The organism is Streptococcus mitis subsp. hohhotensis, assembly GCF_000722775.1.
GTDB classification, from domain to species: domain Bacteria; phylum Bacillota; class Bacilli; order Lactobacillales; family Streptococcaceae; genus Streptococcus; species Streptococcus carlssonii.
Genome location: NZ_JPFZ01000006.1, coordinates 18,298 through 41,128 on the forward strand (window position 1 = coordinate 18,298; position 22,831 = coordinate 41,128).

The window sequence follows — 22,831 nt, forward strand, 5'->3', positions numbered from 1 at the left end:
GTCTTACAAGAGCTCCTCAAACTCAGAGACGGTCATACCTAACTGCTGGCTAGCAACCTCGGAAGTCAAAAGACCTTGACAAACGAGATTTACTAGACCTACTTTTAATCCCTCTTCGATACCCTCTGCTCGTCCTCGTTCAAGTCCTTGTTCAATCCCCTCAGCACGGCCACGCTCTAGACCTTGTTCGATACCCTCCGCCCTAGCAGTTTCCAAGGCATAGTCCTGCGCTAACAAAGCTTGTTCTTCACGCATACGTAGTTGACTAAACATCTTCCTGTCCTCCTCGGCCCAGCTCTTGTAGTCTAGCAGTTGGTCTGCCTGGCTGATGGCTCGCTCAGGTTGTTGGGTAAAGGGCTTGTTGCCGAAAAACTCCAACCACGGCTTGCGAACCTTGTCTTTGCTGGTTTCTCTGTATTGTTTTAGTTCTTATTTGAGATGCTCTTTCAATAGTTCTTCAAACTTAGCTACGGTCATACCCAATTGTTCACTCGCAAATTCGGAAGTTAAAACATGTTGACGAACCATGTCTAAGAAGGCAAAAAGTTTTCCACGTTCTAAACCCTGTTCAAGACCCTCAGATCGTCCTCGTTCAAGTCCTCGTTCAAGTCCTTGTTCAATCCCTTCAGCACGACCGCGTTCAAGACCACGCTCTAAACCTTTCTCCTCAGCTTACTCCAAGGCATAGTCCTGTGCTAACAAGGCTTGTTCTTCACGCATACGTAGTTGACTAAACATCTTTCTGTCCTCCTCGGCCCAGCTCTTGTAGTCTAGCAGTTGGTCTGCCTGGCTGATAGCTCGCTCGGGTTGTTGAGTAAAGGGCTTATTACCGAAAAACTCCAACCAGGGCTTGCGAACCTCGTCTTTGCTGATTTCTCTGTATTTTTAGATCTTATTTATGATGGTCTTTCAATAGCTCCTCAAACTCAGCCACGGTCATACCCAATTGTTCACTCGCAAATTCGGAAGTTAAAACATGTTGACGAACCATGTCTAAGAAGGCAAAAAGTTTCCCTTCTTCCCTTCCTTCAACTTTCCCACGTTCTAAGCCTTTTTCTTCAGCTTGTTCCAAGGCATAGTCCTGCGCTAACAAAGCTTGTTCTTCACGCATACGTAGTTGACTAAACATTTCCCTGTCCTCCTCGGACCAGCTCTTGTAGTCCAGCAGTTGGTCTGCCTGGCTGATGGCTCGCTCGGGGCGCTGGGTAAAGGGTTTGTTCCCGAAAAACTCCAACCATGGCTTGCGAACCTTGTCTTTGCTGGTTTCTCTATATTTTTTTAATTCCAAGAATGCCATCTTGACTAGATGGTGTTCCTGTCCATTGTTTGTGATAGTTAAGACCTCACCTGTCGTATCCTCTCGCATGCTAAAGCTATGAAAAGCTAGGTCATCTGAGAAATAATTGCTATCCACAATAGCGATTGCGTAAACTGGTGCGATGTGTTTGTAACTCTGGTGTGTACCACCTTCTCGTTGGCGAATTTTTTCTAGGTTTTGATTGACCTGACTGCACAAATAAGCCCACAAGCGATTGATGAAAAAATTCTGATGATGCACCTGAATTTCAATGATTACCTGCGTGCCATTGTCCAACTCCGCCAAAACATCTATACTGGTATAGAAATCCTGCGCCGAGTAGGGCAGGGAAGACAAGACGTGAATATTACTTCCCTCCAAAATGGTCACATTTTTTGCTGGTAAATCCAGCATATCACGAATAAATTGACAAGTGATTTCTGGGTTGCTAAAGATTTTCTTAGCAACCAAGTCATTAGTTGGGCTGATGCCCGGATGACGTAATGTCATATTCTTTCTCCTTTCATTATAGCACATTTTTAAATCTAGGTTTACTAGATTCTCTGGCTCTATCTATTTATTCGGAAAAAGGATGAAAAATACTCGGTCTGGCTCTTCCCAATGGTATTTTTTGGTGCTTTCCTTTATAATGGGTGTATGGATAAGAAAAAATTATTATTGATTGATGGGTCTTCTGTTGCTTTTCGGGCGTTTTTTGCGCTCTATCAGCAGTTGGATCGTTTTAAGAATGCGGCTGGCTTGCATACCAATGCGATTTATGGTTTCCAGTTGATGTTGAGCCATTTGTTGGAGCGGGTTGAGCCGAGTCATATTTTGGTGGCTTTTGATGCGGGAAAGACGACCTTCCGTACAGAGATGTATGCGGACTATAAGGGTGGTCGGGCTAAGACTCCTGATGAGTTTCGTGAGCAATTTCCTTTCATTCGTGAGTTGCTGGATCATATGGGGATTCGTCATTATGAGTTGGCTCAGTATGAAGCAGATGATATCATTGGGACATTGGATAAACTAGCAGAGCAGGATGGTTTTGATATTACCATTGTCAGTGGGGACAAGGATTTGATTCAGCTGACGGATGAGCATACGGTGGTTGAAATTTCCAAGAAAGGTGTGGCTGAGTTCGAGGCCTTTACGCCAGATTATCTCATGGAAAAGATGGGCATCACACCGACTCAGTTTATCGATCTCAAGGCGCTCATGGGTGATAAGTCGGATAATATCCCTGGGGTGACCAAAATTGGTGAAAAGACGGGTATCAAGCTCTTGCTGGAGCATGGCTCACTCGAGGGAATTTATGAAAACATCGATGGGATGAAGGCTTCTAAGATGAAGGAAAATCTTATCAATGATAAGGAACAGGCCTTTTTGTCTAAAACACTGGCGACCATTGATACTAAGGCACCGATTGAGATTTGTTTGGAGGATTTGGTCTATAGTGGTCCAGATGTGGAAAATCTTGGGAAATTCTACGATGAGATGGGCTTCAAACAGCTCAAACAGGCTTTAAATGTTTCGTCAGCTGATGTGGCTGAAAGTTTGAACTTTACTATCGTTGATCAAGTCACTCAAGACATGCTGACTGAAGAATCTATCTTCCATTTTGAGCTTTTTGGTGAGAATTACCATACGGATGATTTGGTTGGTTTTGCTTGGTCTTGTGGGGATAAGCTCTATGCCACAGACAAACTTGAACTTTTGCAAGAGCCGATTTTCAAGGACTTTCTAGAAAAAACACCTTTGAGAGTTTATGACTTTAAGAAGGCTAAAGTTCTCTTGCATCGTTTGGGTGTGGATTTGCAGGCGCCTGCTTTTGATAGCCGATTGGCTAAATACCTCCTTTCGACTGTGGAGGACAATGAAATTGCGACCATCGCTAGTCTTTATGGTCAGACTTACTTGGCCGATGATGAGACTTTCTATGGTAAGGGAGTCAAGAAGGCCATTCCTGAACGCGAGAAATTCTTGGAGCATTTGGCTCGTAAGCTTGCTGTTTTGGTCGAAACAGAACCTATTTTGCTTGAAAAACTTAGCGAAAATGGTCAGTTAGAGCTTCTTTATGATATGGAGCAACCTCTGGCTTTTGTCCTTGCCAAGATGGAAATTGCTGGGATTACGGTCAAGAAAGAGACCTTGCTTGAGATGCAGGCTGAAAATGAGCTTGTTATTGAAAAACTGACTCAGGAGATTTACGAACTGGCTGGTGAGGAGTTTAATATCAACTCGCCTAAGCAGTTGGGCGTGCTTCTCTTTGAAAAATTGGGACTTCCTCTAGAGTACACTAAGAAAACCAAAACTGGATACTCGACTGCGGTGGATGTCTTGGAACGTTTAGCTCCTATTGCTCCGATTGTTAAGAAAATTCTCGACTACCGTCAGATTGCCAAGATTCAGTCTACTTATGTGATTGGCTTGCAGGACTGGCTTTTGGCTGATGGCAAGATTCATACTCGCTATGTGCAGGATTTGACCCAGACTGGGCGTCTGTCTAGTGTGGATCCAAACCTGCAAAATATCCCTGTGCGCTTGGAGCAAGGTCGTCTCATTCGTAAGGCTTTTGTGCCTGAGTGGGAGGATAGTGTTCTTCTTAGCTCCGATTATTCACAGATTGAATTGCGCGTTTTGGCGCATATTTCTAAGGATGAGCACTTAATTAAAGCCTTCCAAGAGGGGGCAGATATCCATACTTCGACAGCCATGCGTGTCTTTGGCATTGAGTGTCCTGAGGATGTGACTGCAAACGATCGTCGCAATGCCAAGGCTGTCAACTTTGGAGTGGTTTACGGGATTTCAGATTTTGGTTTGTCTAATAATCTGGGCATTAGCCGTAAGGAAGCCAAAGCCTACATTGATACCTACTTTGAACGCTTCCCAGGTATTAAAAATTACATGGATGAAGTGGTGCGTGAGGCGCGTGATAAGGGATATGTAGAGACACTTTTCAAGCGTCGTCGTGAGTTACCAGATATCAATTCTCGCAACTTCAATATTCGTGGTTTTGCGGAGCGAACTGCTATCAACTCACCTATCCAGGGTTCGGCAGCAGATATTCTCAAGATTGCCATGATCCAGCTGGATAAAGCCTTAGTTGCAGGTGGTTATCAGACTAAGATGCTTCTGCAAGTGCACGATGAAATCGTCCTTGAAGTTCCTAAATCTGAATTGGCAGAGATGAAAAAATTGGTCAAACAAACCATGGAAGAAGCCATTCAACTCAGTGTTCCCCTCATCGCAGATGAAAATGAAGGGGTAACCTGGTACGAGGCTAAATAAAAAGGGGGCTAGTCCTCCTTTTTTGTAGTAGAATTATGCAAGCCTTTTCAAATTGTGCTATACTGATGAAAAAGGAGGATTTCTATGAGTCAAGAATTTATCAATCCAAGTGATGGTGTGATTCGTCAGTATCTCGCAACGAGTAAAACCCTTGCTGTGGTGGGTTTGTCTGACCGTGAGGAAACAACCAGCAATCGAGTGACAAAGGAAATGCAGGCTAGGGGTTATAAAATCATTCCAGTCAATCCCAAGGCGGCAGGTGGCGAAATCTTGGGTGAAAAGGCTTATGCTAGCCTCGCTGAGATTCCTTTTCCTGTAGATATTGTCAATGTTTACCGTCGCAGCGAGTTTTTGCCAGATGTGGCGCGTGATTTTCTCAAGGCTGATGCCAAGATTTTTTGGGCACAGCTAGGACTTGAAAGTCTAGAAGCGGAAGAAATCTTGCGTGCTGGTGGATGTGATGACATCGTGATGAATCGCTGTATCAAGAGAGAACATACACGCTTGATTGAGGAAGCATAAGAAAAAGGTAGCTGGTGGGCTACCTTTTGTGTTAGAAAATGCCGATAAGGATCTGCATACCAAGACTAGTGAGGATGATGGCTATCCAGCAGATGGCTCCGAGAAGAATGGATTTTCCACTGGATTTGACCATAGCGACCAGATTGGTTTTGAGACCGATAGCACTCATGGCCATGACAATAAGGAATTTAGAGAGTTGTTTGAGAGGGGTAAAGAAACTACTGGACACACCTAGAGAGGTGAGTAGTGTAGTGAGGAGAGAGGCAAGGATAAAGTAAAGGATAAAAAGTGGGAAGACTTTTTTCAGTTGTAGGCTTTGCTTGTTTTCTTGTTGGCGACTTTGCCAGTAGGATAGAAAGAGCGTGATAGGGATAATGGCCAAAGTACGTGTGAGTTTAACAATGGTTGCAGACTCGAGGGTATTGCTTTGGTAAAGACTGTCCCAAGCGCTGGCGGCAGCCGTTACAGAGGAAGTGTCGTTGACCGCAGTCCCTGCAAAGAGGGCGAAGCCTTCATTGGATAGATGAAGCCAGGTGCCGAGGGTTGGAAAGATGAGCGCAGCCAAGACATTGAAGAAAAAGATAACGGAAATGGCTTGGGCTACTTCCTTTTCCTTAGCATCAATAACAGGCGCTGTCGCTGCAATGGCAGAACCACCACAGATAGAAGAACCTACTCCAATCAAGGTAGCCAGTTTTGTGTCCAGTGCAAAGAAGCGCTGGAAGAGGTAGGCAACAATCAAGGCAATTGAAATGGTGGACAGGATGACAGGGAGTGAAGATTGTCCGACTGCGAAGACTTGCGAGATATTGAGACCAAAACCAAGCAAGATAACGGCATACTGGAGCAATTTCTTGGAACTAAAGGTCAATCCAGCATCCAGTTGTTTATAAGACGAGAGAAAGGGATGTAGGAGCATGCCCATGAAAATTGCAAAGACAGGCGCGCCAATAACAGGGAAGAATCCTCCTAAGTACCAAGATACGATGGAAATGAGAAGGCAGGCCAAGATGCCTGCTCCATTTTTGGATAGAAATGACATAAAAACCTCCAAATAGAATCTGTTACCATTATAGACCTGTAAAGAGGAAAAGTAAAATAGAAAGTGGAAAGCTATTCTATCATGTATTTTTGCGGTCGGGGGGCTTTTGTAGTATAATAGAGATACGTTTTTACAGTAGGAGGTATCTATGGACTTAACTAAGCGCTTTAATAAACAGTTAGATAAGATTCAAGTTTCGTTGATTCGTCAGTTTGACCAGGCTATTTCGGAGATTCCTGGGGTCTTGCGTTTGACCTTGGGGGAACCTGATTTTACAACGCCAGATCATGTCAAGGAGGCGGCCAAGCGAGCGATTGATCAGAACCAATCCTACTATACAGGGATGAGTGGTCTGCTGACTCTACGTCAGGCGGCCAGTGATTTTGTTAAGGAAAAGTATCAACTGGACTATGCTCCTGAAAATGAAATCTTGGTTACAATTGGGGCGACAGAGGCCTTATCTGCTACCTTGACAGCTATTTTGGAAGAGGGAGACAAGGTACTTTTGCCAGCTCCTGCTTATCCGGGTTATGAACCGATTGTCAATCTAGTTGGGGCAGAGGTTGTCGAGATTGACACAACTGAAAATGGGTTTGTCTTGACACCAGAAATGCTAGAGAAAGCTATTCTCGAGCAGGGTGATAAGCTCAAGGCGGTTATTCTCAACTATCCGGCTAATCCGACAGGAATTACCTATAGTCGGGAGCAGTTGGAGGCCTTGGCAGCTGTTTTACGCAAGTATGAGATTTTCGTTGTCTGTGATGAGGTTTACTCAGAATTGACCTATACAGGCGAAGCCCATGTGTCTCTGGGAACTATGTTGAGAGACCAGGCTATCATTATCAATGGTTTGTCTAAATCGCATGCTATGACTGGTTGGCGTTTGGGTCTGATTTTCGCTCCTGTGGCCTTCACAGCCCAGTTAATCAAGAGTCACCAGTACTTGGTGACTGCCGCAAATACTATGGCTCAACATGCTGCGGTGGAAGCCTTGACAGCTGGTAAAAACGATGCGGAGCCTATGAAGAAGGAATACATCCAGCGTCGGGACTATATTATCGAGAAAATGACTGCTCTTGGTTTTGAGATTATCAAACCAGACGGTGCCTTCTATATCTTTGCTAAGATTCCAGCGGATTACAATCAAGATTCCTTTGCTTTTCTGAAGGATTTTGCTCAGAAGAAGGCCGTTGCTTTTATCCCTGGAGCTGCCTTTGGGCGTTACGGAGAAGGATATGTTCGCCTGTCTTATGCAGCGAGCATGGAGACTATCAAAGAAGCTATGAAACGACTTGAGGAGTACATGAGAGAAGCATGATTCAGTCTATCACGAGTCAAGGCTTAGTGCTCTACAATCGTAACTTTCGTGAGGATGACAAGCTAGTCAAGATTTTTACAGAGCAGGCTGGCAAACGCATGTTTTTTGTCAAACATGCTGGCCAGTCTAAGCTGGCACCGGTTATTCAGCCCTTGGTGCTGGCACGATTTCTCTTACGAATCAATGATGATGGGCTCAGTTACATTGAGGACTATCATGAGGTGATGACTTTTCCCAAGATTAATAGCGATCTCTTTGTCATGGCTTATGCGACCTACGTAGCAGCTCTTGCCGATGCTAGTTTGCAGGACAATCAGCAAGATGCCCCCTTGTTTACTTTTTTACAAAAGACTTTGGAGTTGATGGAAGCTGGCTTGGATTATCAAGTTTTGACCAATATTTTTGAAATCCAAATCTTGACTCGATTTGGAATCAGCCTCAATTTTAATGAGTGTGTATTCTGCCATCGGGTCGGTCAGGCTTTTGACTTTTCTTTCAAATATGGAGCCTGCCTCTGTCCAGATCATTATCATGAAGATGAGAGACGTTGCCATCTCAATCCCAATATCCCCTATCTGCTCAATCAGTTTCAAGCCATTGATTTTGAGACCTTGGAGACCATTTCGCTCAAGCCTGAAATCAAGCAAGACTTACGCCAATTTATGGATCAACTCTACGAAGAGTACGTTGGGATTCACCTAAAATCAAAGAAATTTATTGATTCCCTAGCAGACTGGGGACAATTACTAAAAGAGGAAAAGAAATGAAAAAAATCGCAGTAGATGCCATGGGAGGCGATTACGCACCCCAGGCCATCGTTGAGGGTGTCAATCAAGCCCTAGCTGACTTTTCAGATATCGAGGTTCAACTCTACGGAGATGAAGCTAAAATCAAGCAATATCTGACAGCCACAGAGCGCGTCAGCATTATCCATACGGATGAAAAGATTGATTCAGACGATGAACCTACGAGAGCTGTTCGGAAGAAGAAAAATGCCAGTATGGTATTGGCGGCCAAGGCTGTCAAAGAGGGTGAAGCAGACGCTGTCCTTTCAGCTGGGAATACAGGTGCCTTGTTGGCTGCAGGATTCTTCATCGTGGGTCGTATCAAGAATATCGACCGTCCTGGACTTATGTCAACCTTGCCGACTGTAGGTGGGAAGGGGTTTGACATGCTGGACCTTGGTGCTAATGCGGAAAATACAGCCCAGCACCTCCATCAATACGCGGTTCTAGGTTCTTTCTATGCTAAAAATGTTCGTGGAATTGCGCAACCACGTGTTGGTTTGCTCAATAACGGAACAGAGAGTAGTAAGGGCGACCCGCTTCGTAAGGAAACTTATGAATTACTGGCGGCTGATGCGAGTTTGAACTTTATCGGAAATGTGGAAGCGCGTGATTTGATGAATGGCGTTGCGGATGTTGTTGTGGCAGATGGTTTCACGGGAAACGCTGTGCTCAAATCTATCGAAGGGACAGCCATGGGAATCATGGGCTTGCTCAAGACAGCTATTACAGGTGGTGGTCTTCGAGCGAAACTAGGCGCACTCCTTCTCAAGGATAGCCTTAGAGGTTTGAAAAAACAGCTCAACTACTCAGATGTTGGTGGAGCAGTCTTGTTTGGTGTCAAGGCACCGGTTGTCAAGACTCATGGCTCAAGCGATGCCAAGGCTGTGTATAGTACAATCCGCCAGATTCGTACCATGCTAGAAACAGACGTAGTTGCCCAGACTGCGCGCGAATTTTCAGGAGAATAAAAGAGATGACAGAAAAAGAAATTTTTGACCGTATTGTGACCATTATCCAAGAGCGACAGGGAGAGGACTTTGTCGTGACAGAATCCTTGAGTCTGAAAGACGATTTGGATGCGGACTCAGTTGACTTGATGGAGTTTATCTTGACACTGGAAGATGAATTTAATATCGAAATCAGCGATGAGGAAATTGACCAACTCCAAAGTGTAGGAGATGTGGTTAAGATTATTCAAGGAAAATAGCAATCGGAGTTCCAAGACAACGGAAGTAGATGGTTTTTAGAAATGAGGAATATCGGATATCCTTGTAAAAATGGGAAAAACACGTTATAATGGACTTATTAGAAGAGAAAGGAAGTATACTCGTGGCTACATTTAGTATTACTCGTGATATCACACTCACAAAAGAAGATTTTGAAAAAATTCAAGCCTCTAAATCAACTGATTTGTTGCTTGATATTATCAAAAAGAATACAGATAAACAAGAACAACCTTCCTTACTAGGTCTAGAGAAGCTGGTAAGATAAAGTATGAAATTATATGCCTTACCACTAGGGGATGTCATCAAATTCATACGACAAACCGTTATTACTAGAAATCCTGAATATACTAATGAACAGAGAATACGTCAAAAAGTCCGTGAGAACTTCTCTAAGATTGTTTCTGAGCAAGTGTCGTTTGGTAAAAATGAGGATATGTTAGAGTATCTTAAAAATGATGCAATTACAACAGAGCTGACACATAAATCGAGAAATTTTATTATTATTGATCAAGAGATATCAGGAGAGAGATTTGAGATTTTAGGTTTTTTTTACACTAACATTAAAAATTGTTAATGTTCAAGAATTAGATAATGACAGCAAAAAATCTTTTGTTTTAAGTGGGAAAAACGCTAGAAACTTAAATTATATACCAGGACTTTTGATTGCTCAATTTGGAAGAAATTTACACTTTAATAAAATTACTGGTCAGCAAGTTATGGAATTAGTTGTTGACAAAATTCAATTAGCCCAGAGCATTTTAGGGGGGAAAATGGTTTATTTGGATAGTGTCAATGAAGATAAAGTGATTAATTTTTATAAATCGTTTGGTTTTGTTGAATACGGTGAGATTATTAGGGATAATAAGCACCCTGATGTATACTATCAACCAATGGCTCTTGATATGACAAAAGTGATTGTTGAGTAAATATAGGAGTTCCAAGGCACTTGCTTTGGAATTTTTTATTTGGTTCAAGTGACCGTTTAGGAACAGATTTAGTCTTTCTAGGGACAGTAGAAATCTGAGGAGACATAAGGGATATAATAGAGTCAGAAAAAATCAATCTCCAAAAAGGAGAAAAAAGAAAGGATTTTCACGATGAAAAAATATCTTTATTCTAGTTTGTTAGTTCTTGCAGGAGGCGTTCTCCTAGCAAATACTACGGTAGCCTATGCTGATTCCCCATCAGCAAGTGAGAAAGAAGCGATTGCTCAATTAGTTAATCAAGGCAAGATAAAAGCTGAAGAAGCTGATCAAGTAAAATTGATTGGTTTTGAAGATAAAGAAACCCAAGCAGAGGGAAATCAAGAGAAGAAAGCTTTCAATCAATATCGTGATCCGAAAGGAACATGGATGCAAACCAATGGTAAATGGTGGTTTAAATACGGTTCAGGTGGTTATGCTAAAAATTGGGAACAATTAGATGGCAAGTGGTACTATTTTGATGACCAAGGATGGATGAAAGAAAATACTTGGATTCAACCTGATGGTAATTATTACTACTTATCTGCTAGTGGTGCTATGGTCACTGGTTATCAACGTGTGAATGGTACACCATATTTCTTTAGAGAAAGTGGTGTATGGGTAGAAAATCGTGGACAGGCACTTGGTGAATATGCCGAGACATTTGTAGGGAAAATCCCATATGTTTGGGGTGGGGCAGATTTGAATAGTGGCGTAGATTGCTCAGGATTTACGATGGCTATTCATGCTAAGTTTGATATTAGTATTCCTAGAGTGACCTATGGTCAAGCAACAGGAGGAAGCTATGTAAGTAATGGTTCTCAACAAGCTGGAGATTTGATTTTGTATAATAGTGAAGAGACAAATGACCATGTAGGTATTTATGTTGGTGGTGGAAAGGTAGTTCATGCTCCGTATCCAGGTCAATATGTTTCTTATATGGATCAATACGGTATTACTCAAAATACAATTCGTAGATATTGGTAATATTGTCTAATTTTTCACAATATTATTGACTTTGACAATGAAAAGTATTAGAATATAGCTAAATAAAGAGGGGAAGCCCTCTTATAGCTGTTCAATAAAGGAGGAAATAGCTATGAAAAAATCTAAATTACTTACTCTTGGTTTGCTTGCAGGTGCTGGTCTGCTTTTATCTATCAACCAAGCACAGGCTGCAGATACTTGGGTTAAAAATGGTGCTGACTGGAATCTTTCTCAAGATGGCAGTCTAGCTAAGGATAAATGGGTACAAAATGCTGGTTCTTGGTACCATTTTGACGGTTCTGGAAAAATGCAGACAGGCTGGTTCAAAGACGGTGATACTTGGTATTCACTAGCAGATAGTGGCGCCATGCGTACTGGCTGGTACAAGGAAGGAAATACATGGTACTCACTAGCAAATAGTGGTGCTATGCGTACAGGTTGGTACAAAGAAGGATCTACATGGTATTACCTCAAAGACAGTGGCGCTATGGCAACAGGATGGGCGACTCCAAATGGTAAATGGTCTTACTTTGAAAAATCAGGTGCTATGGTCGCAGATAGAGCTGTCCCAGCCAGTGATGGGGAAAGTTATGTTATTGGTAAGGATGGCTATCTAGCAAATAGAAAAGATGCTGGATACAGTATTCATGATATTGTCAAACTTGGAGATGGGCAAGAATATTTGCTAAATGCTAAAGGTGACGATGTTATTATTGAAAAAAATGCTTGGTATATCAGACCAGAGTTCAAGAAGTTTTCTAATAAATATGGAGATGAGGTTGCAAATACAACCTTAGCTCTAGTGGATAATAAAGAAGAAGGACAAGAAATTGATCCTAAGGCAGTTGTACAGAACTTCCAAAACTTACCAAATCGCTACTACTTTGATGAAAATGGACATCGTGTGGTTAATATCCCAGCAATGACAACCTATTCAGAGATTAAAAAAGTTGGCAATGATGTCTATTTAGAAAATCCAGGTGCACGACTTCGTCTTGGAGCTACCCACTTTACAATCAATAACAATAAACTATACTATTTAGAAAATGAGCAAGGTAAGCTCAAAACAGGTTACTTTGTATTAATTGATGATGGTATGGCTACAACCCACTATCACTTCCTAGCCTATGCGGATCAATCTGGTGAAATTCTTAAGATGAAACGCTTGCCATCAGGAGTTTCAGATTATCTGGATAAAGAAATCGATGGTTTATACGGTGAAAAAATTAAGATTGAATCTCCACACTCAAACGAATATTATAAAGTGGTTGTGGTTAAATAAAAATAACATCTTCACAACTAATCGTTAACGCTCTAACCAATATACCATTTTCAGGAGGCTTTAGATTTCTTGTATTTTAAAAGGAAACTAAAGCCTTTTGTAGATGGAGCAGGGGATAGAGTTATCTATAAAATAATGAAAAGGAGTCTGTCATGGAAATGAAAAATACATTTGTAGAATTGGAACAATTTGAAGAGTTAACTCCAGAGGTTTTGGAGGAAGTGAATGGTGGAGGGATTTTTGAAGATACTGTAAAATGGTGCAATAAATTATTTGGTACGGGTAGACACGTTGCTTAAATTCACAGTATTAGTTAGAGATTAGATTTATTTATGCTTATTTTAGAATTCTTATTTTCTGTGATATATCTACTGTTGGTAGTCGTTTCAACCATAGTGCCTACTATTTATTTGGGTGCTCAAATTTCCCCAGAATTTTATAAAAAACGTTATTGGATACTTATATTTTTAATTAGTTTATCTGCTCGTCAAACATTTGGAGAATTATTTCATATAGGAGTTCTTATCTACTTTTACTGTATTTTTTTATTAGTATTGCACAAGGGAAAAGGGGAATCTCTTTTTCTTTCTCTGTATCTTTTTCTCTTCTTTCAAAGTATTCGTTATTTATTTTTGACAATTTGGATTCGTGTATTATCTGGTGAGCATTGTTGTTTCGTAGATTCGTTTTCTACTTTATATATATCTATATTTGATTTATTATCAATCTTTCTATGTTGTAAAATTATGAAGCGTTGGTCTTTGGATTTGGATTTATTCTTTTCAGATACTTTTAAAACCCACTATCGTAAGAGCTTTTTCATTATCCTACCTCTGACTGGATTTAGGATATTCTCTTCGTTCATGACCAATAGAAATAGTTCTTTTTACGTTCGCTTTGACACGACCATTTCTCTCCTGATTTTCATTCTCTTTTTCTCCTGGCTCTTTTATATCAGACACTTAGAGCAGGTTTATCGTGATGAGCAGACCATTCAGAGACAGGAAGAAGAAAATCGTTCCTTGCAAGGGATGGTGGATAAGTTGGGTCATCTCTATGATGAGGTTCGAGGTTTCCGTCATGATTTTGCAGGGATTGTCGCTAGCATGGAGCCTGCCATAGCGAATCAAGATATGGCTGAGGTGTCTACCATTTATCAAGATGTCTTTCTGAAGACCAATGAAAAGCTGAGAAAGGCGGACTACACGGCCTTTAATCTTCACAATATCCATGACATAGCCATTCGTAATACCTTGGCAAAAGCCATGATTGTGGCAGATAATCAGGGAATTCATTTTAGTTTGGAGACGGTGGGGGTTGTCGAAGAGCTGGCTTTGCCGATGTTGGAGGCTATCCGTATCCTCTCTATCCTCACGACAAATGCCTTAGAGGCAGCTAGTGAGGCAGAAAATCCGCAGATTCGGGTTGCTTTGTTGGCAGGTGATAGGAGTGTCCGTTTTATCATTGAAAACACTCGTAAGAAAGAAGAACTGAATCCCAGCATTCTCAGTCAAAAGGGTTACTCTACCAAGGGTAACCACAGTGGACTGGGCTTAGCGACCTTGGAAGATATGGTTTTTCATTATGATTTAAACTTAGATACCCAGCTAGGAGAGACGACTTTTAGACAAGATTTAGAATTGCCATTTAAGGATGAGAAACGAGGGGGAGAGGAATGAGAATTTTAGTTTTGGAAGACGATAGAGTTCAGCAGGGACGGATAGAGCAGACTTTACTAGATATCGGTCGCTCTCGCAATTTGAGATTGGAAATTGATATTGCCAAAAGCTATGGAGATGTTGAAAAGTATTCTCAGTATTTTGACCATTACCAGCTCTATTTATTAGATTTAGAGATTGATGGAGAGCGTGAACGGGGCTTTCAGGTTGCTCAACAGGTTCGGGAGCGAGATCCCTTTACAAGTATTGTCTTTGTGTCCACGCACTCGGAGGCCTTGCCTCTAGCTTTTCGCTATCACTTGTCTGCCTTGGATTTTATTTCCAAGGATCAGCCAGAGGAAGATTACCGTTATCAGTTGGAGCGCTGTCTGGACTATGTACTGGCAGTGGACAAGAGGGAAAATATGCGTCTCTTTACCTATAGTTTTGAGGGAAGACGGGGCTTTACTCTGCCCTACCATGAGATTTTAGCCTTTGAAACCTCAGTGGAATCCCATCGTATCAAGGTTTATTATGCCAATCATTCTATCAAAACCATTTATGGTAGTCTCAAGGATATCGCTGCAAAGGCTGAAAAAGATTACTTTGTCTATGCCAATCGCAATACGTTGGTCAGTTTACAGGCCATTGAAGAGATGACTGCGACAGAAGTAACTCTGTTAGAAGGTCTGCACTTCCCCGTATCACGAACAGCCAGAAGAACCCTTAAAAAACATCTCAATGTCTAATATCTGTTAGACTTGGATGAGTTTATCAATAAGAATGTCGGAAAATTTTCTGATATTCTTATTTTTTTGACTTCCTTTTCGAATAGATAAGTAAGAGGAAAAGGAAAGGAGCCTAGTTCATGTTTATATCAATGTTTCACCCATGGTTCACTGAGTTATTTTTTAAATAAATTTAATTTAGTTGTACATTTTCGAAATTTTTTTCGAATAGATAAGTAAGAGGAAACAGAAAGGAGTCTGGTTTATGTATCTACCGATTTTCTATTCATGGTACATTAAATTATTTTTGAAATAAAATTTAATTTAGTTGTGTATTTTCGAATTGTTTTTCGAATAGATAAGTAAGAGGAAAAAGAAAGGAGCCTGGTTTATGTATCTACCAATTTTTTATCCGTGGTTTACTAAATTATTTTTCAAATAAATTTAATTTAGTTGTACATTTTCGAAATTTTTTTCGAATAGATAAGTAAGAGGAAAAGGAAAGGAGCCTGGCTTATGTATCTACCGATTTTCTATTCATGGTACATTAAATTATTTTTGAAATAAAATTTAATTTAGTTGTACATTTTCGAATTATTTTTCGAATAAATAAGTGAGACGAAAAGGGAGGAGACTACGCGATGTATTTACCAATCTTATTGCCATGGTTTATCAAATGGTATTTAAAATAAATGAAATCTACCTGTTCATTTTAAATCACTTCTCAAATAGATAAGTGAGACGAAAAGGAATTCAGTAATTTATCTATTCTGGTTTTTAAAATGGTTTAAGAGCCAGAAATCGTAAACTAAAAAATAGAAATAAAGGAGAAAAAAGATGACAAATTTTGACAAAATGGAACAGAACTTTGTAGCTCTTACAGAAGAAGAGTTGATGAATGTAGATGGGGGAATTGCACCACTAGTAGTTGCGTTTGGAGTAGCGGCGTTTAAAGGTTTTTCTGTAACAGGAGGGGCTATTATACTGGGAGCAGGTCTTTATCAAGTTGGAAAAAATCTAAAATAAGACTTTGAGTAAGTTTTATGAATAGAATATTAAAAAAAATATATATAGGATCTGCTTTAATAGCTTACAGCATATTATTAATTTATTCTCTACTTAATTTAGAGAAGGTATCGTTGGGGATCTGTATTTTGTTAGTAGCATTGACATACTATATTAATAAAAAAGAAATATTTAAAGCAAAAGTGAATAGGAGCAAGGAGAACTTAAAATGAATATTTTAGTAAATGATAATCAGTTTACAGAAATGACAGAAAAAGAACTAGCAACAGTTGATGGAGGAGTACTTCCTGCAGCAGTAGTAGCAGTTCCAGTAGGAATCAAGGTTGCAGGGTATGTTGTCGGTGGTTTATCTGCTGTAGGGCTAGTTGCATGGGGTTACTTCAGATAAGATAAAACACTTTGGAGAAATCAATAAATTTTTCAAACGAATTTGTGGCTATTATATCAGCCTCAGGGATGGTAGGTTTATTAGTGGGAGTCACTATTGGCTTAGCTAGTATTATTTAAAGAGGGATATAACATGCAAAATTTGAATCAATTTGAAATCGTAGAGCAAAGTGAATAAGTTGGAGCAGCTTTGGGGTATTATGCGAATAGACCATAATCTGATTGTAGTCAGAGAGGCATTTCTATGTTTTTAAAAAAAGAAGTGATATTATTAGGGGTATTGTTATCGCTACGTATTATTTTTACTATCGTTCAAATTTTAATTGATTATAAAATATTATCTGGACAGTATAGTGTAAATTTTATGGATATTTCAGAAGTATTTACTTATCCAATACTCATTTTACTCATTTACATAGCAATAAAATATAATACAAAGGAGTAATGAAGAACATGAATCAAAAGGATTTTGTGTATGTGAATGGCAGCATTTTTCCGCCATTCTTGTCAGGTAAATAGGAGTCTACCATGAAACAATTCTTATTAGGTTTTGCTGAGGGTTATTTTACCATATCTCTCATAATCTACATCGCAACGTATTTGATTTTGAAAAATCCGATCAATACCCTATTTTATCCAGAAATTTACCCCGTTTTATTTGGGCTCTTTTATCTAGGATATAAGGTCAATAAAAAGCAAGTAGAGTAAGCAGCTAAGAATGACTTGTTAGTCTGAGCTGAAAATGGCTAGGGTAGAATCTAAGAATGCATCACATTGGAGTTTAATATGAAATTCGTTAAATCAGTATTGAAAGTTTTGCCTGAAATCATGGTATTACTTAGTTCGATGTCTTATATAATCATCAGATTAGTAGCTGATATGAATAAAGTATCTTTACCTACTTGGTTTGATAGTTTCAATATACCAACGATTGCATTATTTATGATGGTCTTCATTCTTTTATACAGAAGTAAAGAAAAAAAGAATGGATAAATTTGAGGTAGTAGACGCTCTATAGTGAATAGGTGTCTTATAGTAACGAATCAAAAAAGGAGTAACTATGAATCGTAATTTAGAACGGTATAATCTATTCTGACTATGAATAGATCATACCATAGGTGGCTTAGAAATAGCAGGGACATTAAAAATTGAAGTAACTTTAAATAGGATGTCGTAAATGTTGCTATCAATGATTTATTTGTTCCAAGCTTGCCTAGGGTGTCCGAAAAAAATCATTTTCCTTTCAATAGCATATTTTTAGTAGGTAGGACGTTTGTTCTGCCTATTTTTATCCCAAAAGTGCAGTTGAGGTGTTTATTTGGAGTTTTACATATATTTTTGATAAAATAGGCGTAGAAATTAGGAAAGTTGAAGAAAAGGAATGAAGAAGGTTTTAAAATATTTTTTAGTATTTATTTTTCTATTTTTGATGAATATTTTCATCTTTAAGATACTAGCAACTCTGGGATTTCAGCTGACAATGAGTGAAAAGAGTTATATTGTACCACCGGTGTTTTCGATTATCGTTTTATATATGATTGACAAAAGAATTAGGAAGAAAAAGAAATAAATATATATTTTAGGCACGACATTTGTTCTGCCTATTTTCTTTATCCTAAAAGTGCATTTGGGAGGGAGATAGGCGCATTTGGGAAGGAAGTGCAGTTTTTGTTTGGGGATTGGGGTAAGATAGTTGTTATCAGATGAGTTTATACTCTTCGAAAATCAAATTCAAACCACGTCAACGTCGCCTTGCCGTATATATGTGACTAACTTCGTCAGTCCTATCTACAGCCTCAAAACAGTGTTTTGAGCAGCCTGCGGCTAGTTTCCTAGTTTGCTCTTTGATTTTCATTGAGTATTAGGAAAAAGGAGATGAATATGAAATTTGGGAAACGTTACTATCGTCCGCAAGTGGATCAGATGGACTGCGGTGTAGCTTCATTAGCCATGGTTTTTGGCTACTATGGTAGTTACTATTCTTTGGCACACTTACGAGAATTGGCCAAGACGACCATGGATGGGACGACGGCTTTGGGTTTGGTCAAGGTGGCAGAGGAGATTGGTTTTGAGACGCGGGCCATTAAGGCGGATATGACGCTCTTTGACTTGCCAGATTTGACCTTTCCTTTTGTTGCTCATGTGCTTAAGGAAGGAAAATTACTCCACTACTATGTGGTGACTGGGCAGGATAAGGATAGCATTCATATTGCCGATCCAGATCCTGGGGTGAAATTGACCAAACTGCCACGTGAGCGTTTTGCGGAAGAATGGACAGGGGTGACTCTGTTTATGGCACCTAGTCCAGACTACAAGCCTCATAAGGATCAAAAGGATGGTCTGCTCTCTTTTATCCCTATATTAGTGAAGCAGCGTGGCTTGATTGCCAATATCGTTTTGGCGACACTCTTGGTAACCTTGATTAATATTGTGGGTTCTTATTATCTGCAGTCTATCATTGATACCTATGTGCCAGATCAGATGCGTTCGACACTGGGGATTATTTCTATTGGACTGGTTATCGTCTATATCCTCCAGCAGATCTTGTCTTACGCTCAGGAGTATCTCTTACTTGTTTTGGGGCAACGTTTGTCGATTGATGTGATTTTGTCCTATATCAAGCATGTTTTTCACTTGCCTATGTCCTTTTTTGCGACACGCAGGACAGGGGAAATCGTATCTCGTTTCACGGATGCTAACAGTATCATTGATGCGCTGGCTTCGACCATTCTTTCGATTTTCCTAGATGTGTCAACGGTTGTCATTATTTCCCTTGTTTTATTTTCACAAAATACCAATCTCTTTTTCATGACCTTATTAGCGCTTCCTATCTACACAGTGATTATCTTTGCCTTTATGAAGCCGTTTGAAAAGATGAATCGGGATACCATGGAAGCCAATGCGGTTTTGTCTTCTTCTATCATTGAGGACATCAATGGTATTGAGACTATTAAGTCCTTGACCAGTGAAAGTCAGCGTTACCAAAAAATTGACAAGGAATTTGTGGATTATCTGAAGAAGTCCTTTACCTATAGTCGGGCAGAGAGTCAGCAAAAGGCTCTGAAAAAAGTTGCCCATCTCTTGCTCAATGTCGGCATTCTCTGGATGGGGGCTGTTCTGGTCATGGATGGCAAGATGAGTTTGGGGCAGTTGATTACCTATAATACCTTGCTGGTTTACTTTACCAATCCTTTGGAAAATATCATCAACCTGCAAACCAAGCTTCAGACAGCGCAGGTTGCCAATAACCGTCTGAATGAGGTTTATCTGGTAGCTTCTGAGTTTGAGGAGAAGAAAACAGTTGAGGATTTGAGCTTGATGAAGGGAGAGATGACTTTCAAGCAGGTTTACTATAAGTATGGCTATGGTCGAGATGTCTTGTCGGATATCAATTTGACTATTCCGCAGGGTTCTAAGGTGGCTTTTGTGGGAATTTCAGGGTCAGGTAAGACGACATTGGCCAAGATGATGGTTAATTTTTACGACCCAAGTCAAGGGGAGATTAGTCTGGGTGGTGTCAATCTTAATCAGATTGACAAAAAAACCTTACGCCAGTACATCAACTATCTGCCTCAACAACCCTATGTCTTTAACGGAACGATTTTGGAGAATCTTCTTTTGGGAGCAAAGGAAGGTACGACTCAAGAGGATATCTTACGGGCGGTCGAGTTGGCAGAGATTCGGGAGGATATCGAGCGTATGCCACTGAATTACCAAACAGAATTGACTTCGGATGGGGCAGGAATCTCAGGTGGTCAACGTCAGAGAATCGCTCTGGCGCGTGCTCTCTTGACAGATGCGCCGGTCTTGATTTTGGATGAGGCGACCAGCAGTTTGGATATTTTGACAGAGAAGCGAATTGTCGATAATCTCATGGCTTTAGACAAGACCTTGATTTTCATCGCCCACCGCTTGACCATTGCTGAGCGGACAGAGAAGGTTGTTGTCTTGGATCAGGGCAAGATTGTTGAAGAAGGAAAGCATGCTGATTTGCTTGCACGGGGTGGATTTTACGCCCATTTGGTGAATAGCTAGAAAGAGGAGAGGATGAAACCAGAATTTTTAGAAAGTGCGGAGTTTTATAATCGTCGTTACCATAATTTTTCCAGTCGGGTGATTGTCCCCATGTCCCTTCTGCTCGTGTTTTTGCTTGGATTTGCAACTATTGCAGAGAAGGAGATGAGTTTGTCTACTAGAGCTACTGTTGAGCCTAGTCGAATCCTTGCAAATATCCAGTCAACTAGCAACAATCGTATGCTTGTCAATCATTTGGAAGAAAATAAGCTGGTTAAAAAGGGAGAACTGTTAGTTCAATATCAGGAAGGGGCAGAGGGTGTCCAAGCGGAGTCTTATGCCAGTCAGTTGGACATGCTCAAGGATCAAAAAAAGCAATTGGAGTATTTGCAAAAGAGTCTGCAAGAAGGGGAGAACCACTTTCCAGAGGAGGATAAGTTTGGCTATCAAGCCACCTTTCGCGACTACATCAGTCAAGCAGGCAGTCTTAGGGCTAGTACATCGCAACAAAATGAGACCATCGCGTCCCAGAATGCAGCAGCTAGTCAAACCCAAGCTGAAATCGGCAACCTCATCAGTCAAACAGAGGCTAAAATTCGCGATTACCAGACAGCTAAGTCAGCTATTGAAACAGGCGCTTCCTTGGCCAATCAGAATCTAGCCTACTCTCTCTACCAGTCCTACAAGTCTCAGGGCGAGGAAAATACGCAAGCTAAGGCTCAGGCAGTGGCGCAGGTTGAAGCGCAGCTTTCTCAGTTAGAATCTAGTCTTGCTTCTTACCGTGTCCAGTATGCAGGTTCAGGTGCCCAACAAGCCTATGCGTCAGGCTTAAGCAGTCAATTGGAGTCTCTCAAATCCCAACACTTGGCAAAGGTTGGTCAGGAATTGACTCTTGTAGACCAGAAAATCTTGGAGGCAGAGTCAGGCAAGAAGGTACAGGGAAATCTTTTAGATAAGGGGAAAATTACGGCGAGTGAGGATGGGGTGCTTCATCTTAATCCTGAGACCAGTGATTCTACCATGGTTGCAGAAGGTACCCTACTAGCTCAACTCTATCCATCCTTGGAAAAAGAAGGGAAAGCCAAACTTACAGCTTATCTAAGCTCAAAAGATGTAGCAAGGATCAAGGTCGGTGATTCTGTTCGCTATACGACGACTCATGATGCCAAGAATCAACTTTTCCTAGATTCTACTATTACAAGTATTGATGCGACAGCTACCAAGACTGAAAAAGGGAATTTCTTTAAAATTGAGGCGGAGACTAATCTAACTTCTGAGCAGGCTGCAAAACTTCGGTACGGGGTGGAAGGTCGCCTACAGATGATTACGGGCAAGAAAAGTTACCTGCGTTATTATTTGGATCAATTTTTGAACAAAGAGTAATGTTCGTATTTTTAGAGTTAAATGATTTTAAAACTGTGAGAAAGATTCTTCTTGCGGTTTTTTCTTTATGATTTTTGATGTTGCTACGTTATTTATTCGGTTAAATTCTTGTAATTTTAGGTTTTTTATGGTAGAATGTGCTCAAGTAATACGAAAGGCGAACTTTAAAATGTCAAAACAATTGATCTATTCGGGAAAAGCTAAAGATATCTATACAACTGAAGATGAAAATCTTATTATTTCAACTTACAAGGACCAGGCGACTGCTTTCAATGGTGTCAAGAAGGAGCAGATTGCGGGCAAAGGAGTGTTGAATAATCAGATTTCATCTTTTATTTTTGAGAAATTAAATGAGGCTGGTGTGGCGACTCACTTTGTGGAGAAGCTTTCAGATACGGAACAACTCAATAAAAAGGTTAAGATTATTCCTTTGGAAGTCGTGCTTCGCAATTACACGGCTGGTTCCTTTTCAAAACGTTTTGGTGTGGATGAGGGAATCGCCTTGGAGACTCCGATTGTTGAATTTTACTACAAAAATGATGATTTGGATGATCCATTCATCAATGATGAGCATGTGAAATTCCTACAGATTGCGGATGACCAGCAAATCGCTTACTTGAAGGAAGAAACCCGTCGTATCAATGAACTCTTGAAAGCCTGGTTTGCTGAGATTGGCCTCAAGTTGATTGACTTTAAGCTAGAGTTCGGTTTTGACAAGGATGGCAAGATTATCTTAGCAGATGAATTTTCACCAGATAACTGCCGTTTGTGGGATGCGGATGGCAACCACATGGATAAGGATGTTTTCCGTAGGGGATTGGGAGAACTGACAGACGTTTATGAGATTGTTTGGGAAAAGTTGCAGGGTTTGAAATAACAACCTCAAGGTCATTTGGAAACATTGCAAGAGCTGAAATAAA

The 22,831-nt window shown here is 40.4% G+C and carries 25 protein-coding genes and 2 pseudogenes; 23 read left to right on the forward strand and 4 right to left on the reverse strand.

The window, feature by feature from the left end; genetic code table 11:
• Nucleotides 1–3: 3 nt before the first annotated feature.
• The 3 genes and pseudogenes from SK608_RS00205 to SK608_RS00215 form a co-directional block, all read right to left on the reverse strand.
• Nucleotides 4–429: pseudogene (locus SK608_RS00205) on the reverse strand (Rpn family recombination-promoting nuclease/putative transposase); the annotation flags it as partial.
• Nucleotides 430–885 (reverse strand): annotated as a pseudogene (locus SK608_RS00210) (Rpn family recombination-promoting nuclease/putative transposase); the annotation flags it as partial.
• 7 nt (nucleotides 886–892) lie between these two features.
• Nucleotides 893–1,807, reverse strand: a complete 915-nt coding sequence (locus SK608_RS00215) for an Rpn family recombination-promoting nuclease/putative transposase (RefSeq protein WP_033675626.1) — start codon at nucleotides 1,805–1,807, stop codon at nucleotides 893–895.
• 147 nt (nucleotides 1,808–1,954) lie between these two features.
• On the opposite strand from SK608_RS00215, the gene polA reads away from it, so the two are divergent.
• Both polA and SK608_RS00225 read left to right on the forward strand, forming a co-directional pair.
• Nucleotides 1,955–4,588 (forward strand): DNA polymerase I, encoded by a 2,634-nt coding sequence (gene polA / locus SK608_RS00220; protein WP_033675828.1) that lies wholly within the window; start codon nucleotides 1,955–1,957, stop codon nucleotides 4,586–4,588.
• A gap of 84 nt (nucleotides 4,589–4,672) precedes the next feature.
• Nucleotides 4,673–5,110 carry a CoA-binding protein gene (locus SK608_RS00225; RefSeq protein ID WP_000076477.1) on the forward strand — a complete coding sequence of 146 codons (438 nt, stop codon included), beginning with the start codon at nucleotides 4,673–4,675 and terminating at the stop codon, nucleotides 5,108–5,110.
• 31 nt (nucleotides 5,111–5,141) lie between these two features.
• Here the strand turns inward: SK608_RS00225 and SK608_RS00230 are convergent, their stop codons facing one another.
• Nucleotides 5,142–6,152, reverse strand: a complete 1,011-nt coding sequence (locus SK608_RS00230; protein WP_033675628.1) for a YeiH family protein — start codon at nucleotides 6,150–6,152, stop codon at nucleotides 5,142–5,144.
• A gap of 148 nt (nucleotides 6,153–6,300) precedes the next feature.
• Here SK608_RS00230 and SK608_RS00235 point away from each other — a divergent pair, with 148 nt between their 5' ends.
• From SK608_RS00235 to purC, 21 genes are all read left to right on the forward strand, one after another.
• Nucleotides 6,301–7,470, forward strand: coding sequence for a pyridoxal phosphate-dependent aminotransferase (locus SK608_RS00235; protein ID WP_033675630.1), 1,170 nt, complete (start codon nucleotides 6,301–6,303; stop codon nucleotides 7,468–7,470).
• Nucleotides 7,467–8,237, forward strand: a complete 771-nt coding sequence (recO, locus tag SK608_RS00240; RefSeq protein WP_033675632.1) for a DNA repair protein RecO — start codon at nucleotides 7,467–7,469, stop codon at nucleotides 8,235–8,237. The genes SK608_RS00235 and recO overlap by 4 nt, the downstream gene beginning before the upstream one ends.
• The gene (plsX, locus tag SK608_RS00245) at nucleotides 8,234–9,226 is read left to right on the forward strand and encodes a phosphate acyltransferase PlsX (protein ID WP_033675634.1); all 993 of its coding nucleotides are present in this window, start codon (nucleotides 8,234–8,236) and stop codon (nucleotides 9,224–9,226) included. Before recO ends, plsX begins: the two co-directional genes overlap by 4 nt.
• Nucleotides 9,227–9,231: 5 nt before the next feature.
• The gene (locus SK608_RS00250; RefSeq protein WP_000136446.1) at nucleotides 9,232–9,465 is read left to right on the forward strand and encodes an acyl carrier protein; all 234 of its coding nucleotides are present in this window, start codon (nucleotides 9,232–9,234) and stop codon (nucleotides 9,463–9,465) included.
• An 89-nt stretch (nucleotides 9,466–9,554) separates the two neighbouring features.
• Nucleotides 9,555–9,749 (forward strand): hypothetical protein, encoded by a 195-nt coding sequence (locus SK608_RS11020; protein ID WP_102211087.1) that lies wholly within the window; start codon nucleotides 9,555–9,557, stop codon nucleotides 9,747–9,749.
• A gap of 3 nt (nucleotides 9,750–9,752) precedes the next feature.
• Nucleotides 9,753–10,058 (forward strand): hypothetical protein, encoded by a 306-nt coding sequence (locus tag SK608_RS11540; protein WP_235202136.1) that lies wholly within the window; start codon nucleotides 9,753–9,755, stop codon nucleotides 10,056–10,058.
• Between the two features lie 85 nt (nucleotides 10,059–10,143).
• A complete protein-coding gene (locus tag SK608_RS11545; RefSeq protein ID WP_235202137.1) occupies nucleotides 10,144–10,410 on the forward strand; it encodes an N-acetyltransferase in 267 nt (88 codons plus the stop codon).
• A gap of 171 nt (nucleotides 10,411–10,581) precedes the next feature.
• The gene (locus tag SK608_RS00260; RefSeq protein ID WP_033675636.1) at nucleotides 10,582–11,433 is read left to right on the forward strand and encodes a C40 family peptidase; all 852 of its coding nucleotides are present in this window, start codon (nucleotides 10,582–10,584) and stop codon (nucleotides 11,431–11,433) included.
• A 112-nt stretch (nucleotides 11,434–11,545) separates the two neighbouring features.
• Complete coding sequence (locus tag SK608_RS00265; protein WP_033675638.1) at nucleotides 11,546–12,715, forward strand: PspC-like choline-binding domain-containing protein; 1,170 nt, start codon at nucleotides 11,546–11,548, stop codon at nucleotides 12,713–12,715.
• A 152-nt stretch (nucleotides 12,716–12,867) separates the two neighbouring features.
• A complete protein-coding gene (locus SK608_RS00270; RefSeq protein ID WP_000425304.1) occupies nucleotides 12,868–13,014 on the forward strand; it encodes a smi_0057.1 family bacteriocin-like peptide in 147 nt (48 codons plus the stop codon).
• Nucleotides 13,015–13,461: 447 nt separating this feature from the next.
• Nucleotides 13,462–14,394, forward strand: a complete 933-nt coding sequence (locus SK608_RS00275; RefSeq protein WP_235202138.1) for a GHKL domain-containing protein — start codon at nucleotides 13,462–13,464, stop codon at nucleotides 14,392–14,394.
• Entirely contained in the window at nucleotides 14,391–15,122 is a 732-nt protein-coding gene (locus SK608_RS00280; protein ID WP_033675642.1) for a response regulator transcription factor, read from the forward strand. Before SK608_RS00275 ends, SK608_RS00280 begins: the two co-directional genes overlap by 4 nt.
• Before the next feature lie 816 nt (nucleotides 15,123–15,938).
• A complete protein-coding gene (locus SK608_RS00285; protein ID WP_000180826.1) occupies nucleotides 15,939–16,127 on the forward strand; it encodes a class IIb bacteriocin, lactobin A/cerein 7B family in 189 nt (62 codons plus the stop codon).
• Between the two features lie 208 nt (nucleotides 16,128–16,335).
• Nucleotides 16,336–16,515 carry a Blp family class II bacteriocin gene (locus tag SK608_RS00295; RefSeq protein WP_033675647.1) on the forward strand — a complete coding sequence of 60 codons (180 nt, stop codon included), beginning with the start codon at nucleotides 16,336–16,338 and terminating at the stop codon, nucleotides 16,513–16,515.
• Nucleotides 16,516–16,758: 243 nt separating this feature from the next.
• The gene (locus SK608_RS00300) at nucleotides 16,759–16,959 is read left to right on the forward strand and encodes a hypothetical protein (protein ID WP_000478866.1); all 201 of its coding nucleotides are present in this window, start codon (nucleotides 16,759–16,761) and stop codon (nucleotides 16,957–16,959) included.
• An 83-nt stretch (nucleotides 16,960–17,042) separates the two neighbouring features.
• A complete protein-coding gene (locus SK608_RS00305; protein ID WP_033675650.1) occupies nucleotides 17,043–17,222 on the forward strand; it encodes a hypothetical protein in 180 nt (59 codons plus the stop codon).
• A 78-nt stretch (nucleotides 17,223–17,300) separates the two neighbouring features.
• Nucleotides 17,301–17,507, forward strand: a complete 207-nt coding sequence (locus SK608_RS00310) for a hypothetical protein (protein ID WP_033675653.1) — start codon at nucleotides 17,301–17,303, stop codon at nucleotides 17,505–17,507.
• 388 nt (nucleotides 17,508–17,895) lie between these two features.
• Nucleotides 17,896–18,084: a hypothetical protein gene (locus tag SK608_RS11550; protein WP_033675654.1), complete on the forward strand. Its 189-nt coding sequence runs from the start codon at nucleotides 17,896–17,898 to the stop codon at nucleotides 18,082–18,084.
• Between the two features lie 311 nt (nucleotides 18,085–18,395).
• Nucleotides 18,396–20,549, forward strand: a complete 2,154-nt coding sequence (gene comA / locus SK608_RS00320) for a peptide cleavage/export ABC transporter ComA (RefSeq protein ID WP_033675656.1) — start codon at nucleotides 18,396–18,398, stop codon at nucleotides 20,547–20,549.
• A 12-nt stretch (nucleotides 20,550–20,561) separates the two neighbouring features.
• Nucleotides 20,562–21,911: a competence pheromone export protein ComB gene (comB, locus tag SK608_RS00325; RefSeq protein ID WP_033675658.1), complete on the forward strand. Its 1,350-nt coding sequence runs from the start codon at nucleotides 20,562–20,564 to the stop codon at nucleotides 21,909–21,911.
• A 169-nt stretch (nucleotides 21,912–22,080) separates the two neighbouring features.
• Nucleotides 22,081–22,788: a phosphoribosylaminoimidazolesuccinocarboxamide synthase gene (gene purC, locus SK608_RS00330; RefSeq protein WP_033675660.1), complete on the forward strand. Its 708-nt coding sequence runs from the start codon at nucleotides 22,081–22,083 to the stop codon at nucleotides 22,786–22,788.
• Nucleotides 22,789–22,831: the final 43 nt, after the last annotated feature.